The 18,824-nt window shown below is 65.8% G+C and carries 12 protein-coding genes; 8 read left to right on the forward strand and 4 right to left on the reverse strand.

Annotated elements, in window-relative coordinates; genetic code table 11:
• Positions 1 to 222 precede the first annotated feature (222 nt).
• Entirely contained in the window at positions 223 to 1,797 is a 1,575-nt protein-coding gene (locus ACFYOW_RS02020) for an FAD-binding protein (RefSeq protein WP_387283631.1), read from the forward strand.
• Positions 1,794 to 2,132, forward strand: a complete 339-nt coding sequence (locus ACFYOW_RS02025) for a 4Fe-4S dicluster domain-containing protein (RefSeq protein WP_387283633.1) — start codon at positions 1,794 to 1,796, stop codon at positions 2,130 to 2,132. The genes ACFYOW_RS02020 and ACFYOW_RS02025 overlap by 4 nt, the downstream gene beginning before the upstream one ends.
• On the opposite strand, the gene ACFYOW_RS02030 is transcribed toward ACFYOW_RS02025, so the two are convergent.
• Positions 2,129 to 2,827: a TetR/AcrR family transcriptional regulator gene (locus ACFYOW_RS02030; RefSeq protein WP_387285973.1), complete on the reverse strand. Its 699-nt coding sequence runs from the start codon at positions 2,825 to 2,827 to the stop codon at positions 2,129 to 2,131. The two genes, ACFYOW_RS02025 and ACFYOW_RS02030, sit on opposite strands and share 4 nt — an antisense overlap.
• A gap of 130 nt (positions 2,828 to 2,957) precedes the next feature.
• On the opposite strand from ACFYOW_RS02030, the gene ACFYOW_RS02035 reads away from it, so the two are divergent.
• The 3 genes from ACFYOW_RS02035 (at position 2,958) to ACFYOW_RS02045 (ending at position 7,113) form a co-directional block, all read left to right on the forward strand.
• Entirely contained in the window at positions 2,958 to 3,887 is a 930-nt protein-coding gene (locus ACFYOW_RS02035; protein WP_387283635.1) for an NAD-dependent epimerase/dehydratase family protein, read from the forward strand.
• Between the two features lie 63 nt (positions 3,888 to 3,950).
• Positions 3,951 to 5,675, forward strand: a complete 1,725-nt coding sequence (locus tag ACFYOW_RS02040) for a GMC family oxidoreductase N-terminal domain-containing protein (RefSeq protein WP_387283637.1) — start codon at positions 3,951 to 3,953, stop codon at positions 5,673 to 5,675.
• Between the two features lie 496 nt (positions 5,676 to 6,171).
• Entirely contained in the window at positions 6,172 to 7,113 is a 942-nt protein-coding gene (locus tag ACFYOW_RS02045) for an acyl-ACP desaturase (RefSeq protein WP_387283639.1), read from the forward strand.
• A gap of 96 nt (positions 7,114 to 7,209) precedes the next feature.
• Here ACFYOW_RS02045 and ACFYOW_RS02050 read toward each other — a convergent pair whose 3' ends face one another.
• A complete protein-coding gene (locus ACFYOW_RS02050; protein WP_387283641.1) occupies positions 7,210 to 7,746 on the reverse strand; it encodes a DoxX family protein in 537 nt (178 codons plus the stop codon).
• 25 nt (positions 7,747 to 7,771) lie between these two features.
• Complete coding sequence (locus ACFYOW_RS02055; RefSeq protein WP_387283643.1) at positions 7,772 to 8,536, reverse strand: dioxygenase; 765 nt, start codon at positions 8,534 to 8,536, stop codon at positions 7,772 to 7,774.
• A 90-nt stretch (positions 8,537 to 8,626) separates the two neighbouring features.
• Here ACFYOW_RS02055 and ACFYOW_RS02060 point away from each other — a divergent pair, with 90 nt between their 5' ends.
• Positions 8,627 to 9,076, forward strand: coding sequence for a MarR family winged helix-turn-helix transcriptional regulator (locus tag ACFYOW_RS02060; RefSeq protein WP_387283645.1), 450 nt, complete (start codon positions 8,627 to 8,629; stop codon positions 9,074 to 9,076).
• A 253-nt stretch (positions 9,077 to 9,329) separates the two neighbouring features.
• Positions 9,330 to 9,809, forward strand: coding sequence for a hypothetical protein (locus tag ACFYOW_RS02065; protein ID WP_387283647.1), 480 nt, complete (start codon positions 9,330 to 9,332; stop codon positions 9,807 to 9,809).
• A 6-nt stretch (positions 9,810 to 9,815) separates the two neighbouring features.
• Here ACFYOW_RS02065 and ACFYOW_RS02070 read toward each other — a convergent pair whose 3' ends face one another.
• Positions 9,816 to 12,035, reverse strand: a complete 2,220-nt coding sequence (locus ACFYOW_RS02070) for an MMPL family transporter (protein WP_387283648.1) — start codon at positions 12,033 to 12,035, stop codon at positions 9,816 to 9,818.
• A gap of 349 nt (positions 12,036 to 12,384) precedes the next feature.
• On the opposite strand from ACFYOW_RS02070, the gene ACFYOW_RS02075 reads away from it, so the two are divergent.
• Positions 12,385 to 18,798, forward strand: a complete 6,414-nt coding sequence (locus ACFYOW_RS02075) for an SDR family NAD(P)-dependent oxidoreductase (RefSeq protein WP_387283650.1) — start codon at positions 12,385 to 12,387, stop codon at positions 18,796 to 18,798.
• Positions 18,799 to 18,824 lie beyond the last annotated feature (26 nt).

The following is an 18,824-nucleotide window of genomic DNA, read 5'->3' on the forward strand; positions in this document are numbered from 1 at the left end:
ATGTGGCAGGAACTATCGCCGGATGATCCGGGTGCGGCAATGGTTCTGCGCCCGCTGCGCCGATTCCTCGCGCAAGAATGTCGGCACCGTCAAAATCGCGCTGATTCGAAGGGTTTTGCGATCCCGACGACGCACACAGAATTGAATTCCCCGCGCTGACCCCGCATTCCGCCGACGATTGCCGCTTTGTCGCCGCAATCCCGACGTATCAGGAGCAGACGCATGAGTGAACTCTGGCAGACCAGCACCGATGTACTGGTGATCGGCGGCGGTCCGGCCGCCGCATGGGCGGCCATCCACGCACGGGAGGCCGGCGCCGAGGTAACCCTGGTGGACAAGGGCTACTGCGGAACCAGCGGCGCGACAGCACCTTCCGGCACCGGCGTCTGGTACGTCGCCCCGGAGGCGACCGCCCGTGCGAATGCCAAGGCCAGCCGGGAGGCGCTCGGCGGCCATCTCGCCGATCACTATTGGATGGATCGGGTCCTCGATCAGACCTACACCAACATGAATCGGCTTGCTGTGGAGGGCAAGTACCCGTTCCCCACCGATCCGGCGACCGGCGAACAGCTGCGCACCGGGGTGCAGGGCCCGGAGTACATGCGCCGGATGCGCGCGTGGGTCAAGCGGCTCGGCGTCCGAATCCTCGACCATTCACCGGCTCTCGAACTGCTCGTCGACGATGCGGGCACAGTCGGCGGCGCGGCCGGATATCAGCGTCAACTCGACCGCGACTACCGCATCTCGGCGGGTGCGGTGGTGCTGGCCAGTGGCGGGTGTGCATTCCTGTCGCGCGCGTTGGGCACCAACGTCGATACCGGTGACGGCGCACTGATGGCCGCCGAGGTGGGTGCGCGCTTCTCCGGCATGGAATTCTCCAATGCCTACGCGATCGTGCCTAAGGGTTCGACCATCACCAAGACCGCCTACTACGGCTACGCGACGTTCTTCCACGAGGACGGACAGGTACTCGAGGGCGCGGGCTCCACGAAAGGCCGATCGGCGATCGCCCGAACCCTGTTGTCGGAGAAGGTATTCGCCCAACTCGACCGCGCCGACCGGACGGTGCAGACGCAGATGCGGCTCGGGCAGCCCAACTTCTTTCTGCAGTTCGATCGGCGCGGCATCAATCCGTTCACCGATCGCTTCGAGGTCGATCTGCTCGCCGAGGGCACGGTGCGCGGCACCGGCGGTATCGATGTCGTGGACGACGACTGCGCGACCACGGTGCCCGGTCTGTTCGCGGCGGGCGATGCGGCGACCAGGGAACGCATCTGCGGTGGTTTCACCGGTGGCGGCAGCCACAATTCGGCATGGGCGATGTCGTCGGGGAGTTGGGCCGGTGCGGGTGCGGCACGATTCGCGCTCGCCTCGTCTCGGCCCGACGATGCCGCTCTGCGCGGCGCGGGACGAACCGGCTTGCGGCCCGGCGAGTCCCCCACGCTCGATGCCGCCGAGGTCGTCGAGGCGGCGCAGGCCGAGCTGATTCCGTTCCAGAAGAACTACCTGCGCCACGGCGAGCGACTGCGGCCCGCACTCGACGCACTCGACACGGTCTGGGAGCGCGCAGCTAACGAGCTCGGTGGCCGCACCGGCGACGATCGCATCCGGGCCAGGCAGGCCGCCGCCATCACCGCGGTCGGTCGGCTCATGTACGAATCGACTCTGGCGCGCACCGAGACTCGCGGTATGAGCAAGCGCGCCGACCATCCGGAACAGGATCCGGCGCAGCGCCATCACATTCTGTCCGGCGGCCTCGACGCCGTGTGGACCAAGACTGCCGCAGTCGCGTCATGATCGAGGTCGTACTCGCAGAGGCGTGCATCGGCTGCGATAAATGTGTGGACGCCTGCCCCACCAACGTATTCGACCGCACCGAATCCGGTATCCCGATCATCGCAAGGCAATCCGACTGCCAGACCTGCTTCATGTGCGAGGCCTACTGCCCCGCCGACGCCCTCTACGTCGACCCCGAATCGACCCCACTGCCTCCCGACAGCCCGATCGCACAGGACCAGATCGGCCGCTACCGCGAGAAGATCGGCTGGGGTAAAGGCCGAACCGCGGGCAGTCTGCTCGCCATCGGCCCCCGGCTGCCCCACGGCGCACCGCCGCCCCGCCTGCGGCACTAACCGCGGTAGCCGAGTTGTTCGAGGAGACCGTCGAGTTGGAGTTCGAACAGCTCGGCACGGTCGGTGAAAGTGTCTGTGCCGTACTGATCGAAGACGTCGAAGGTTACGGCGCCGAACAGGCCGACCCACATGGTGATGCCGCGGGCGACGAGCCAGTCCGGGAGGTCGTGGTCGAAGGCGGCCCTGATATCCGTGAAATTGGCTGCGAGCGCCGAGGATAACGGGCGTTCCTTGACCGGAGCGGTGAGCATGTCTGCGCGGTACGCGCGGGCGAAGAGGGTTTGCATTGTCGCGATCACCCGCGTGCCAGGCACAGTAGTCTCCTCGGCGGGGGCGTCGTAGCCCGGCACCGGTGTGCCGAACAAGAGTCCGTAGCGGGCCGGTTCGGCCAGCGCCCAGCCGCGGACGGTACGGCCGACGATGCGCAGGCCCTCGATCGGATCGTCGGGGGCATCGGCCAGCGCCGCATCGACCGCGTCGCCGAGTGCGTTGTAGCCGTCGATCACCAGCAGGGTCAGCAGTTCATCGCGGCTGCGCACATAGCGGTATACCGCCGACGACACCACACCGAGATCGCGGGCAACCGCGCGCAGCGAGAGGGCCGCCGCGCCATCGGTGGCCAGATGTTCGCGGCCGATCCGGACGATATCGTTCATGGTCTGGGCCCTGGCCCGGGCACGTGGTGTCGTCGCCATACCGATCACCATGCGCGCTCCAGAGAGCGATGTCAACTAATGCGAGCACTGCTCTTGACTTTGTCCGGTATCGACCGCATGCTTGTGCACAACAGAGAGCGCCGCTCGCCAAAGTAGACTAGGACGCACCATGTCGGAGCTGCACATCGTCACCGGAGCCGGGCCCACCGGAACCACCATTGCCGAGCAATTGGCCGCGGCCGGCAAACAGGTCCGGGTGCTCACTCGTTCCGGGAGCGGTCCCGACCATCCACTCGTCGAGCGACGGAAGGTCGATGTGACACTGCCCGAACAGCTTTCGGGCGAATTCGATGGCGCGACGGCCGTTTACCACTGCCTGGGCGGCTCGGAATATACGGCGAAGGCCTGGCGCGCGGAGCTGCCGCCGGCCGAGCGCACCGTGCTCGACGAGGCCGAAAACGCTGGCGTGGTCGTGGTTTTCGCGGAAAACATCTACTCCTACGGCAAGGTGGACGGTCCGATCACCGAAGACCTGCCCCGCAATGCAGATTTCGGCAAGCCCAGCGTCCGCACCCAGTTGGTGCGCGCTCGCGAGGCACACGCCGCCGCGACGGTAAGCGTCGCCGCCGCGGACTTCCTCGGCCCATATGTGCGGGCGTCGCTGGCCGGGGAGCAGGTCTTCGTCCCGATTCTCACAGGCAAGCGGGTGCAGGCATTCGGCAAGCTGAACCTGCCGCACTCCTATACCTATATGCCCGACCTCGCCGCCGCCATGATCCGCGCGGCCGCCGACGAATCGATCTGGAATTCCTTCCTGCACGCCCCGACCGCGCCTCCGATCACCCAGCAGCAACTCTTCGATGCGATCGCCGCCGCCGCTGGCCTCGCAGCCCCCAAGGTGTTCGCGGCACCGGCCGCCCTGCTGCGCATGATGGGCTTCACCAATGAGACGATGCGCGAGCTCGCCGAGATGAGTTACCAGGTCACGCGGCCGTTCGTGCTGGACTCCTCCGCCAGCGAGCAGCGCCTCGGCCTGCATCCGACGCCGATCGACGAGGCCATCGCGGCCACCGTCGCCTGGTGGCAGACCCAGCTCTGAGTCTTTGCTACTCGGTAGTAGTGTTACCGGTGTCACTGGCGACACGGATCGAGGAGCACCACAATGGACCAGCGAGAAACGGATTTCGACGTCCTCGTGGTCGGTTCGGGATTCGGCGGCAGCGTCACGGCGCTGCGGCTGATCGAGAAGGGCTACCGGGTCGGTGTGCTCGAGGCCGGTCGACGCTATACCGATGACGAGCTGCCCGAAACCAGCTGGGACCTGCGCAAATTCCTGTGGGCGCCCAAGCTCGGCTGCTACGGCATCCAGCGCATCCACCCGCTGCGCAATGTGTTGATCCTCGGCGGTGCGGGTGTCGGCGGCGGTTCGCTCAACTACGCCAATACCCTCTACGTGCCGCCGGAGCCGTTCTTCCAGGACCAGCAGTGGCGAGATATCACCGACTGGCGCGCCGAACTCACCCCGTACTACGAGCGCGCGAAGAAGATGCTCGGCGTGGTGCAGAACCCGCATCTGACACCGGCGGACGAGGTGTTCAAAAAGGTCGCCGACGATATGGGCTGCGGCGAAACCTTCGTGCAGACCCCGGTCGGCGTCTTCTTCGGCGAGCCGGGAAAGACCGTGGCGGATCCGTACTTCGGTGGTGTCGGACCGGACCGCACCGGCTGCCTCGAATGCGGTGAATGCATGACCGGCTGCCGCCACGGCGCGAAGAACACCCTGGTGAAGAATTACCTTTACCTCGCGGAAAAGGCTGGCGCGCAGGTGATTCCGATGACGACGGTGACCTCTATCCGGCCGCTGCCCGACGGCACCTGGGAAGTCTCGACCGAACGCACCGGCGCATGGTTCCGCAAGCGCCCGCACACCTACACCGCGGGCCAGGTCGTACTCGCCGCAGGCACCCTCGGCACCCAGAAGTTGTTGCACGCCATGCGGGATCGGGGCGTGCTCCCCGAGTTGTCCGACCGACTCGGCCAACTCACACGCACCAACTCCGAATCCATTGTGGGCGCGGCGACCCGCAAGGTGAATCCGGATGTCGACTTCACCCGTGGCGTCGCGATCACGTCATCGATCCACCCGACCCACGACACCCATATCGAGCCGGTCCGCTACGGCAAGGGCTCGAATGCGATGGGGCTGTTGCAGACCCTGATGGTCGACGGCGGCGGCCGGATGCCGCGCTGGCTGCGCTTCCTCGGTCTGGTCGTGCGAAATCCGTTCACGCTCATCAGTTTCCTGAGCGTGAAGAACTGGAGTGAGCGCACCATCATCTCGCTGGTGATGCAGCACCTAGACAATTCGATCACCACCTACACCAAGCGCACCCTGTTCGGCCGCAAGCTCACCAGCAAACAGGGTCACGGCGAACCCAATCCGACCTGGATTCCGGCGGGCAACGAGGTGACCCGCAAGGTCGCGGAGGAAATCGGCGGTGTCGCGGGCGGCAGCTGGGGCGAAGTCTTCAATATCCCGCTCACCGCCCACTTCCTCGGAGGCGCACCCATCGGCGCGGACCGCGGCACCGGCGTAATCGACGCCTTCCACCGAGTTTTCGGCTACCCGACGCTCAGCATCGTCGATGGCGCCGCCGTCTCCGCGAACCTGGGCGTCAACCCTTCACTCACCATCACCGCCCAAGCCGAACGCTGCGCCGCCTACTGGCCCAACAAGGGCGAACAGGACCTGCGTCCCGCGCAGGGCGTTGCCTACCAACGGATTCAGCCCATCGCGCCCAATAACCCCGTCGTCCCAGCCGACGCCCCGGCCGCCCTGGTCCTGCCGATAGTCGAAATCCGCACCCCCAAGTCCGCCGCCGGCTGAGGGCTGCGTTCCATCTGCCCCCGAGCGGCACACACATCGCCGGATCGGTCGCCGCCCCCTCTTAGAGCCGGGGCACCCGGTGACCAGTCACCGCCGAGTTCGGCGTCGCCCGCCCCACTATCTACCGACACCTCGACAAGACGACCCCGCAGCCTCACCACCGTGACCACCTGCGGCTACGCCAACGGCAAGCACCAGGGGCACGCACACGGATGATGTCGTCCCCAATTTCCCGTGGGACTACGTGAACTCGAAGCTGGCCGAGTGCAGCGCGGGCTGACCGAGATCTGCGAGGAGGCTATTTTAGGGCAAATGCCCGTTTCCTGCGCGACGGCACATCTCGTTACGGTCGACCACCGGGTACAGGGAAGTGGGTCTGGTGCGCACTGAATCGAGCGTGCTCGTTTAGGGTGTGGGGGCGGCCCGGCCGCATCGTCAGTAATGCGTGAACAGCGGTACGTTCCGTGGTTGGTTCCACCGAATCGAAAGGCGCTGCATGACAGAGGACTTGACGCAACTTGAACTGCTGACGGAGCTGGAACCAGTTGTCGGTGCCAACATCGACCAGCATCTGGCCACGGTCAAGGACTGGTATCCGCACGATTATGTGCCCTGGGACGAGGCTCGCAACTTTGCAGCAATGGGTGGGCAGGATTGGGATCCGGCGCAGTCACGGCTCTCGGAAGTCGCCAAAGTCGCGATGATCACGAATCTGCTGACCGAAGACAATTTGCCTTCTTACCACCGCGTGATCTCCGACAACTTCACCAACGACGGTGCGTGGGGCACCTGGGTCGGCCGCTGGACCGCCGAGGAAAACCGCCACGCCATCGCCATGCGCGACTACCTCGTATGCACCCGCGCTGTCGATCCCGTCGCCCTGGAGAACGACCGGATGGTGCATTTGACGCGCGGCGTGCACGCGCCGGAGAACTTCGCCGGTGTGCTCGATCAAGTCGCATACGTGACGTTCCAGGAGCTGGCTACCCGAATCAGTCACCGCACCACTGCACGAGTCTGCGACGACCCGATCGCCGATCGGATGTTGCAACGCATCGCCGCCGACGAGAATCTGCACATGATGTTCTATCGCAACATCACCGGCGCCGCCTTCGACCTCGCTCCTGACCAGACGATCGAGGCGGTGACCAAGATCCTGAAAACGTTTTCCATGCCGGGCACCGGAATGCCGAACTGGCGTCGCAATGGCGTGCTGATGGTCAAGCACGGGATCTACGACCTGCGTCAGCACTTGGACGAGGTCGTATTGCCAGTCCTGCGGATCTGGAAAGTCTTCAACCGCACGGATTTCACCGCACGCGGCGAACGCAGCCGCGAAGAACTCGGCGAGTACCTCGAGAAACTCACTCGCGACGTCATGAAGTTCGAAGAACAGCGCGAGCGCATCCTCGCCCGCGAGGCCGCGCGCGTCGGGTAGTGCACCCCTGGATGTCACAGTCGCGCAGGAACATTCACGCGACTGTGACATCCGGTGCCCGGCACTCTGCCAGTGGGTCTACCCCGATTGATCCCGTCAGTTGCGGGCGATCAGGACCGCGCCCGCAACTACCAGGGCCAGCACGATGGCGGCAATGCCGAAGACGAGGCGGTGGTTGCGCAGAGCCGGGATCATACGGTCGACGGCGTAGCGGCCCGGACCGGTGAGGGCGAGCGAGGCGGCGGCAAGGGTGAGGACCAGTTCGTATTCGATGCCCTTCGGGGCGAAGAAGCCACCGCCCCATTTGACGGCGATCGCATTGAGCAGGGTTCCGACCAGTGCGGCGGCGGCGAGCGGGGTGAGCAGGCCGACGGCAAGGGCGAGTCCGCCGAGGGTTTCACTCAGGCCGGCGACCACGGCCATCGCCTTGCCCGACGGGTAGCCGCTCATCGTGAAGAATGCGCCGGTGCCATCGAGGCCGCCACCGTTGAACCAGCCGAACAGTTTCTGCGCGCCGTGTGCGGCCATGGTGAGTCCGACGGCCAGCCGCAGGACGAGTAGACCGAGATCATAAGTGTGTGTGCGCGTTGCGGTTTCGGTGTTCGCGGCGGGGGCGGTGATGGTCGCGGTCATGAGATACCTTTCGATGTGGGGTGGATCAGCCGAGCTGGATGGAGCGCCGGGCCATGCCTAGCCAGAAGCCGTCGATTACGGTGCGATGGCTGGTGAAATCGTCGGCACCCGCACCGAGGGCGACGAACAGCGGTGCGAAATGGTCGGTGCGCGGATGTGCGAGATGTGCTGCGGGGGCCTTGTTTTCGAAGTCGAGCAGGGCGTCGAGATCGTGCGCGGCGAGGGTTTCGCGGCCCCAGTCGTCGAATTCGGCGGTGAAGGTGTAGACGTGCTCGTCATCAGCGGTGATGGCGTTCAGGTTGTGGGTGAAGAAACCGCTGCCGACGATCAGCACGCCCTCGTCGCGCAGCGGCGCGAGCCGACGGCCCAATTCCATCAGCCGCTGGGGGTCCAGCGTCGGCATAGACAGCTGCAACACCGGGACATCGGCGTCGGGATACATCTCCTTCAGCGGCACGTAGGCCCCGTGGTCCAGCCCGCGATCCGGCACATCGACGACACCGCCGCCGAGCAATTTGCGCACCTCGGCCGCCAGTCCCGGCGCTCCCGGTGCGGCATATTGCACGTGGTAGTAGCGCTCCGGAAAGCCGCCGAAGTCATAGACGAGCGGCACTGTCGTGGTGGCGCCGAGCGCGATCGGCGCAGCCTCCCAGTGCGCGGAAATCATCACAATCGCTGTGGGACGCGGTAATTCGCGCGACCATGCGGCCAGCTCACCGGGCCACCGCGGGTGATCGGCCAGGGGCGGGGCGCCGTGTGAGAGGTAGAGCACCGGCATCTGTCCGGCCATCGCCGTCCTCCATCCAACTAGTTCAAATTTGAACTCGAATCGACTATAGCCTGTTGTTCAAATTTGAACAACCCCGGTAGGATGGCAGTCGTGGCTGACGCGAAATGGCTGAACGAGCGGGAGATGCGCACCTGGCAGGGTTTCCTCGCGGCGGGGGCGCTCGTCGGCCGACAGGTCGAACAGCACCTCAAACACGAGGGGCTTTCGCACACCCAGTACGAGGTCCTGGTCCGCCTCGCCGCGGCACCCGACGGCCAACTGCGCATGACCGAATTGGCCGATGCTCTCTACACCTCGAAAAGCGGTCTGAACTACCAGGTCACCCAAATGGAGAAGGCCGGTCTGGTACGCCGCGCAGCGTGCCTCACCGATGTCCGCGGCGTCATCGCCAACCTCACCGCAGCCGGCCGCGACCGACTCGAGCAAATCGCCCCCGGGCACGTGGAAACGGTGCGCCGCGTCCTCATCGGTGTGCTCACCCCCGAACAGCAGGAGGCCATCGCCACCGGCCTCGGCGAGGTCGCGCGCCGGCTCGGCTGACCGGCACCGGACCTGTTTCGCACACGTCGGACTGCGCAGGCAATTCCGTGGTTTGCCCGAACGACTCGGCATGCGGGTACGACCAAAGGACGACAGCGGCCGCGACCTCGGGGTGATGTCACCGGCATTGGGAACGCCGCACAATCAGGGCCGTAAGAAATCTGTTGGGAAACTCTAAGCCCGAACAGATTTGATGCCCAGGTACGGATGTGACGCTGATGGTCGCAGATTTGAGCCGAGAACGGAGAAGATAGTGCCGACAACGTTTCCGAGTTCCGTCACCGAGGCCACATCGGATACGGTGCAGGACTGCCGCCGACGTGGTTGGACGGTCGCGGAAACGACCAATGGTGTCTGTCTGATCACCGACGCGCAGATTTCGGCCATCGAACTCACCGGGACACTGGCCGCCACCGTGCGCCGGTACCTCCGGGCCAACAACCTGTCCGGTCCGGTGATCGAAATCCCAGGCCCGCAGCGCCGCGAGATCCACCTCGTCGTCGGCGCGGCCAACGCGGCCATGGCGATCGGCGCACTGCGCGCCGTCGGCGCCACCGTACACACCGACGGTGCGAGCATCCCGCTCCCGCCGACCCGTCTGTCGGCCGGTTCGGCCTGCTGGGGGATTTCGCCGAGTGAGGCCCGCTGGGTTCCGCCGGTGGTCGCGATCGCCGCCGCAGTCCGGGCCGCCGAATCCGGCCGTAAGCGGCATGTCGCCGATCTGGCGAGCTGAGACGCGTCAGACCGAGGTCGGATCCGATTCCGATCGACGGGACGTCGGCATCGCATCTGCGCTGTCGGTAACTGGTTCACGGACAACGACTTTCCGCTGGATGCGCCGCAGCCAGGCCGGAGCCCACCAGCACGCGTCACCGAGCAGCTTCATGGTCGCGGGGACCAGCAGCATGCGCAGCACGGTGGCATCGATGAACAGCGCGGTGACCATGCCGAGCGCGATGTACTGCATCATCACCAGATCGGACAGGGCGAAGACGCCGGTCACCACCATCAAGATCAGCGCGGCGGCCGAGATGATCCGGCCCGTCCGCGCTACTCCGGTGCGGACCGCCTCGGTCGTGGACGCGCCCGCCCTGCGCGCCTCGACGATACGGGCGAGCAGGAACACCTCGTAATCGGTGGACAGACCGTAGATCACCGACACGATCAGCATCAACACCAGCGACATGATCGGCTGCGGTGTGAAACCCAGCAGACCGGCCCCGTGACCCTGGACGAAGATCCACGTCAGCACGCCGATGGTGGCCCCTAGGCCGAGCAGGTTCAGCACAGCCGCTTTGAGCGGCAACACGATTGAGCCGAAGGTCAACAACAGCAGTGCGGAGGTGACGATGAACACGAGCGCGAGCATCAGCGGTAGCCGGTGCAACAGCGCGTCGATGCTGTCGCGCTGCGCTGCCGGTTCGCCGCCGACCATCACCGTTGTCCCCTTGGGCAGTTCCATGGAGCGCAGATAGTCGATGGTCGCATCGGCGTCCGCGGGACTGGCCAGCACCGTCTCGGTGGTGTAGACGAACGGTTGCGCCGGGCGCTGTGTGGGTTTGGGGAACGGTGCGGCCAGGCCGGGGGCCTGATCCGCGCGCGCCACTACCGTCTCGATATCCGGACTGTTGTAGGTGATCATGACCAGGTAGATCGGATCGATCCGCCGCAGCGGAAAGAGTTCGTCGAAGTGCTGCTGCGCCGATCGAGTCGGGTGATCCGGCGGGAGAAACCGCTCGGTGATCCCACCGAATGCCAGATGTTGCACCGGCGCGATGAGCAGCAAGAGCCCGGCACACACCGGAATCGCCACGGCCAGCGGTCTTTTCATCACGCCTGCGGCGATGCGGCCCCAGAAATTCTCCCGCACCTCGTCGGCGGATCCGGTCTTGCGGAACCAGTCGAATCCGAGAAGGTCCACGCGGTGGCCGAGCACGGCGAGCAGCGCGGGCAACAACGTGACGGCGGTCAGTGCGGCCAATGCGATAGTGACGATCGCACCGTAGGCGAACGACCGCAGAAACCCCTGCGGGAACAGCAGGATGCCGCCCGCCGCCGCGACCACGACGGTCGCGGAGAACACCACCGTGCGGCCCGCGGTCGAGACCGACCGCCGCACCGCCACCGGTACCTCCTGGCCGTCGGCGAGTTCGTCGCGGAATCGGCTCACGATGAACAGCCCGTAGTCGATGGCCAAGCCGAGACCGATCATCGAAACCACCGGGGAGACGAAGGAGTTCACCTCGGTGAGGGTAGTAATGGCGCGAATGATCCCCCAGGCCGCGAGCACAGTGAGCCCGCCGACGATCAGCGGGAGGGCGGCGGCGACAACCCCGCCGAAGAGGAAGAACAGCAACACCGCGACAGCCGGGATGGCGAACACTTCCATCCGCGCCTGATCGTGGACCATGGTGTCGTTGAGTGCGCCGGCGACCGGCTGCCCACCGGCGACCTCCATATCGATGCCGGGGATATCGAAACCGTCCGCAACCTCGCGGAAGTTGCGCATCAGCTCGGTCTCGTCATGGCCTTTGACGGCAATGGAGGCGAAGGCATACTTGCGGTCCTCGGAGCCGAACAGATCCGGCACCGCCACACCGGTTTCGGTGGGCCAGTATGTTCCGTTGATCTTCGCGATTTCATTCGGGAAGCGCCGCGGCAGCTCATCGAGACTGTCGACGATGACGCCGGCGAATGCCGGATCGTCGATCGTCTCTCCCTCGGGCGCATGGAACAGCAGGATGACGTCACCGCTGTGATCGCGTCCGAACACTTCGTCGCGCAACCGCGCCGCCTGCGCGGATTCCGAGGTCGGATCGTCCCATCCGCTCGAACTCAGATCATCGCCGAGTCCGAGTCCATAAACGCCCAGTCCCAGCATTGCGACCACTATCACGCCGATCACCGTGAATCGTCGCCGAACGATGATATCTGCCCACTGCGCGAAATCGGCGAACAATCGCCGCCTCCTAATGCGTGCGTGAATCGGTCGACCGGGCCGACCGGCTAGATCGTAACAATGCCGACGCCATGCACACAGGAATCGACATGAATTCTGAAACCACACAAGAAACTGGGTGCCGCGATTGTGAGTCGAGCCGAAAGCCCCGGTGGCACAACGTTCTTCAGCCCTCGAATTGGGCTACTTCACAGTCCGCGGGCCGTGAATTCGACGTGATCTACAGAATGTCACGGGTCCTCGTCGCCACCTCGATAGACTCGGGCCCGGTTTGCCCACCGTGGTGGACTTCGTTATGCATATCGCTCTATTCGCGCGGCGACGAGTAGCCGTATTCGGGAGGAACTGCGTGTCGGATATCGCTATTGTTGGTATCGGTTGTCGATACGCGGGCGGGATAGATTCGCCCGATACATTCTGGGAATTCGTGGTCGATAAGCGCGACGGTGTCGTCGAGATTCCGCGGGACCGGTGGGATTACCGCCGGTATTACGATCCGGATCCGCGCACGCCGGGCCGCAGTTACACCAAGCACGGCGCCTTCATGACGATCGATCCATGGGAGTTCGACCCGGACTTCTTCGGCATCTCGCCGCGTGAGGCGACGGTGCTGGATCCACAGCAACGCCTGATGCTCGAGGTGAGCTGGGAAGCCCTGGACGACGCCGGCATGGCGGGCCGGGCCGCCGGTGCACCGGTCGGCGTGTACGTCGGCGGATTCGTGGTGGACCAGTCGGTGATCGGCGTGGTGGGTCCGGCGCTGTTCCACACCGATATGCACACACCGGCCAGCGCGTCCTACACCATGCTGTCCAATCGAATCGCCTACGCGCTCAACCTGACCGGCCCAGCACTCACCGTCGATACCGCGTGCTCGTCGTCGCTGGTCGCATTACATCTGGCCTGCCAGGCACTCGACAATGGCGACTGCACGGTGGCGTTGGCCGGCGGCGTGAATGTGATGCTGCAGCCGGAAACGTTCGTACTGATGTGCAAGGGCAGCTTCCTGGCCGCCGACGGCCGCTGCAAATCCTTCGATGCCGCCGCCGACGGTTACGGCCGCGGCGAGGGCGCGGGCATGGTGGTGCTGAAGAAGCTCGACGATGCGGTGCGCGACGGTGATCGCATCTACGCGGTGGTCAAGGCGACGGGCTCCAACCAGGACGGGCGGACGACGGCAATCACGGTGCCGAACGCCGATTCCCAAGAGGCACTCGCACGTTCGGTGCGCACGCGCGCCGGTCTGTCCCCGGACGACATCACCTACGTGGAGGCGCACGGCACCGGAACCCTGGTCGGGGACCCGGTCGAGTTGCGTGCCCTGGGGCGCGCCTTCGGTGCTCCGGCAGGACGTTCGAGCATTCTCGGCGTCGGGTCGGTCAAGGCGACACTCGGTCATACCGAGGCCGCAGCCGGAGTCGCGAGTGTGATCAAGGCGGCGTTGGCGATTCGGCATCGCACGATTCCGCCACAGGGCTGGCTGGACAAGGCCAATCCGGATATTCCGTTCGACGAGCTGGGCTTGCGCGTGCAGGTGGACGCCGAACCGCTGACCCCGGATGCCGCTCCAATGACAATCGCGGTCAATGGTTTCGGATACGGCGGCACCAACGCGCACGCGATTCTGCAGGAGTATCGGGCGCAACGGGTGCTGCCGAAACCGGGACACCATCACGGCATCCTGCCCATTTCGGCCCGCAGCACCGGTGCTGCCCGAGCCCTCGCCGGGCGCTTCGCCGACCTGATCAGCGCGGGTGCCGATCCGGATCACCTGGCCGAGGCCGCGTGGACACGGTTGGCCCATCATCACTACCGCACCGGCGTCCTCGTCGGCGAAACCGACGACCTGGTCGGGGATCTGCGGCAGTTCGCCGCGGGCGAGGGCCGGGACGCGGTGCGCACCGTCGTCTCCCGCAACAGCGAGCCGGTGTTCGTATTCTCCGGTATGGGCCCGCAGTGGTGGGGTATGGCGCGCGAATCGCTTTCCGCCGGTGGCATATTCGCCGAGACTGCGGCGCGGATCGATGCGGAGTTCTGTGCGGTCTCGGGTTGGTCCATTATCGACGAGTTGCTGCGGGCCGAGGAAAAGTCGCGTGTGACCAGCACCGAGGTGGCGCAACCGGCCAACTTCCTGGTGCAGGTCGCTTTGGTGGATGAACTTGCACAATTCGGGATTTCGCCCGCCGCCGTGGTCGGTCACAGCGTGGGCGAAGTGTCGGCGGCGTATGTGAGCGGGATGCTGACGCTGCCGGAGGCCGTCCGGGTCGCCTATCACCGAGCCCGATTGCAGGCGACCACCGCCGGATCGGGCGGCATGCTCGCGGTCGGGTTGACGCACGAGCGAGCCCGCGAACTCGTCGGCGACGATCCGCGCGTGGATATCGCCGCGATCAACAGCGGGAACTCCCTCACCCTGTCCGGCGACGTCGACCGGCTCGACGAGATCGCCGAAAAGCTCACCGAGGACGCGGCTTTCGCGCGTCGGCTGCGTGTGGAGGTGCCCTATCACAGCCGATTGATGGATCCGATCCTGGACGAGCTGCGCACGGAACTGGCGGATCTGTCGCCGCGGCCGCCGCGCGTACCGCTGTATTCCACCGTGACCGGTGACCTCGTCACCGACGCCGACTGGGATGCCGAGTACTGGTGTGCGAATGTCCGGCAGCCGGTGCGGTTCTTCGATGCCATCACCAAGGTGATCGCCGCGGGCAGTCGGGTATTCCTGGAGGTCGGGCCGCATCCCGTGCTGTCGGGCAATATTCGAGAGGCGCTGCTGGACGCGGATGTACACGGCACCACAGTTGCGACGCTCGATCGTAAGGAGCCGGATTCGGCCAGCATCCGTCGCACGCTGATCGGTCTCTACGGGGCCGGTGTGCTGAATCATGAGGTGCTCTTCCCGGCCGACCGTCCGGCCGCCGAACACGTGCCGCTGCCCCGCTATCCGTGGCAGCGGACTCGGTTGCATTCGACGCTCCCGCTTTTCGAGCAGGCCAGGCTCGGTACTCCGAACAGCTACGCCATGCTCGGCGATCCGGATGTGGAGGGCCGCTCGGACTGGCTGTTGCAGGTAGGTTCGGAATTGCTGCCCTGGCTGGCCGATCACGTTGTCAACGGGGTGCGGATCATGCCGGGCGCGGCATATCTGGATGCCGCGCTCAGTGCGACGGCTACCAGGCTGGGCGTCGAACGGGTTGCACTGGAACAGGTTCGGTTCGTCGCGCCACTGATCATGGGCGCACCGGATGTGCCGCTCATGGCATTGAGCCTCGAGGAGTCCAGCGGACGGTTCCTGATCAGATCGCGCAATGCCACCGGGACGGCTTGGACCGTGCACTCGTTCGGCCGGACGCTGACCGGCAGCCACGGGCCGACGAAAGCGACCGTCCCCACTATCGATGTCGGCATCGATGTCGATCCGGAGATGTTCTACTCCGGACTTGCGGCGGCGGGCCTGCAGTACGGTCCAGCCTTCCAGCGCGTGACCTCGGTGCGGGTCGGCAAGGACGCCGTGGTCGCTACGGTCGACGGCACGATCGCCGCGGACTCCGGACATCTCGCGCATCCGGCGGTGGTCGATGCCGCGATGCAGACCGCGGCGCTGCTTTTCGCCGATGAGCGGATCAACGAGGGCGTCATGGTGCCCGTCGGGGTGGCGGCGGTCCGGCTGCTCGCGCCGATTCCCGACCAGATCACGGTTGTCGCGCGCCGCGATCCGCGGGCGCGGCTGCGCGCCGATGTGGATCTACTCGACGGCGAGGAGAATCTGGTGCTGCGGTTGACCGGGCTGCAGATCGGTGCGCTGAAGCCGGGCGACGATCCGCTGCACCGCATGGCGGATTTCTATTACGCCGACACCATGGAACAGCGCGACCCCATCGATCCGGCCGCATTGGGCGATACCGGTTCGGTTGCCACGGTGGTCGTCGCTCTCGGAACGAGCAGCCGCGCTGAGCAATTGGTGGCAGCGATCCCGGAATCGCGGCTCCATTTGGCCGATCCGGCCGGGCCGGAGTCTGCGGCGGAACTGGTCACGCACCTGCTGGCCGCGCGGACGGCGGAAGTGCAGCGGCTGCATGTCTGTGTGGTCGTCGGCGCCGTCGAGGACGATCTCGCGCACCTGTGGACGCTGAAGCGGATCGCGGTCGCCGTGCACGAATTCGCCAACCCACCGTCGTCCGACGGCACGCCACAGACCGTCTTCGGCAACGGTTCGACCCACGTCACCCTGGTGACCGAGCGCGCATTCACATTGCCGGACAGTACGACCGCGCCGGATTCCCGACAGGCCGCGCTGGCCGGGGCGCGACGGGTGCTATTGAACGAGCAGACACCATTGCGGTGGCGGCTCATCGATGTCGAGCCCGATACCACCATCGCCGAGCTGCTCGCGGAATTGGCGGTGCCTGGGGCATTTTCGCACGACAATGCCGATGAGGTGCTGCTGCGCGACGGCAAACGCTGGGTGCCCGTGGTGACCAAACCGCTGTCCGAGCGTCTCGAGGTGCTCGATACCCCGGTGCCGCTCACCGATTCGGAGGCCAATTTCCAGCTCGAACTCCCGCGAACCCGGCTGCTGTCGGCGCTGGCCTGGCGGCAGTGCCCGCGCCCGGAACCGGGGCCCGATCAGGTCGAGGTCCGCATGCAGGTCATCGGGTTGAACTACAAGGATCCACTCAAGGTCATCGGTTTGCTCGGCGAAAGAGAGCTGGCACCAACATATTTCGGTACCGTGCCCGGTATGGAGGGCGTCGGTACCGTGGTGCGGGTCGGCGCCGAGGTCGCGGGCATATCCGTCGGCGACCTGGTCGCCGTCGCGGCCAAGGGCATGATGCGACGCTTCGCGATCGTCGATCGGCAGCTGGCCATTCCGCTGCCGCCCGATGCCGACCCCGGATACTGCACCAGCACCATCGCCTTCGGCACCGCCGAATACGCACTGCTGGATCTGGCCCGACTGGAGCCGGGTGAGACGGTGCTGATCCACGGAGCCGCTGGTGGCGTCGGGACGGCCGCCATTCAGGTCGCCAAGGCGGTGGGTGCGCGGATCATCGGTGCAGCGAGTTCCGATGAGCGGCGGGCACATATCCTCGCCCTGGGCGCCGATCACGCGGTGAACTCGCGGTCGCTCGACTTCGTCGACGATGTGTTGGCCCTGACCGACGGCAAGGGGGCCGAGGTGGTGCTCAGCAGCGCGCCCGGGGAGATCCTGCGCCAGAACTTCAATGCCGTCGCCGAATTCGGGCGCATCGTCGAAGTCGGCAAGGCCGATATCTACACCGGCGGCCTGCTGGAGCTGGCCAATTTCGACAAGAACGTGGCCTATTACTCGATGGATCTGGACCGCCTCGTCGCGGTCCGCCCACAGCGGCTGGCAAGGCTGCTGCAGCGGGTGTATGAGAAGGTCCTCGCAGAGATCTATCGGCCGTTGCCGTACCAGATGTTCGAGACCGACGAGGTGGGCAAGGCCTTCGAGGAGGTCATCCGATCGACCCGGCCGGCCCGGATCGCACTGCGCATGGATTCGCCGGAGCCGCCCGTCCGGCCGTACCTGCCCGAGATCGAGATATGCTCCGACGCAACATATCTCGTTACCGGCGGCTTCGGCGGATTCGGGATGGCGACCGGTCGCTGGCTGGTACTGCGCGGCGCGCGCCGACTGGTTCTGCTCGGCCGGGGCGGTGCGAGTACCGAGGAGGCGCGTCGACAGCTCGAGGCTTGGCGCACGGTCGGCATCGAGGTGATCGAGGAACTGGTCGATGTGACCGACGCCGACGCGGTCGCCGATGTGGTGGCCCGTGCCCACAGCATCGAGCACCCGCTGCGCGGCATCTTCCACGCGGCAGGCTCGGTCGCAGACAACCGCCTCGAACAGATGGAACACGAACAACTGGCCAAGGTGTACCTGCCGAAGGTGCACGGTGCGCGCGCCCTGCATCGTGCGGTCACCGAGGCGGGTATTCGGCTGGATATGTTCGTGCTGTATTCCTCCGGCGGTTCGATGTACGGGATCTACGGCCAATACAACTACTGCGCGGCCAACGTGGCGGTCGAGGCGCTGGCCGAAGCGTGGTCCAGGGCCGGCGAGCGGGCGCTGTGCATCGGCTGGGGCCACCTTTCGGGGGCGACCGGCGGGATGGCGGCCGACGAAACGGCCGTCAAATACCTCGACCTGGTCGGCTTCGGACCGATCGATATGGCCGATGCCACCGCCTATTTGGAGCAGACACTGCGCCTGGGCGAAACGCGGGCGGCGATCATCCCCACCGACTGGGCCAAGCTCACCGGCACCTTCCCCCAGCTGACCCGCACCGGTCGGACCATCGAACTGGCCAAGGCTTCCGCCAAGGACACCTCCGAATTGGCCCAGCTGCGCTCCGAACTCGTCGAGATGGACGAAACCAAGCGCGGGCAGTTCATTGCCCGCAAGATGGCCGAGGAACTCGCCGTGGTCATGGGCGTGCCGGTGGATTCGATCGATATGACGGTGCCGGTGCCCGAACTCGGACTGGACTCGCTGATGGCGGTGGAACTGGGCGCCCGCGTCACCAAAGCCCTCGGCATCGACCTGATGTCGCTGCAGATGGGTCGATCGTTCAGCCTGGAACAGGCCGGTCCGAAAGTGGCCGAGTTGATACTGGCCGCCGAACCCGGTCAGCCACAGCCGATTCCGGATCTGCGGGCGACCGATGGGGCCGCACAGGACACCGCGGCCGCGAACGGATCGAGCACCGTGGCGGCGATGGCCGTACCGCAGCACTGACCACCCTTATCGACGAATCGAGGTAT

The sequence above is a fragment of the Nocardia sp. NPDC006982 genome (assembly GCF_042869435.1).
In the GTDB taxonomy this organism is placed as follows: Bacteria; Actinomycetota; Actinomycetes; order Mycobacteriales; family Mycobacteriaceae; genus Nocardia.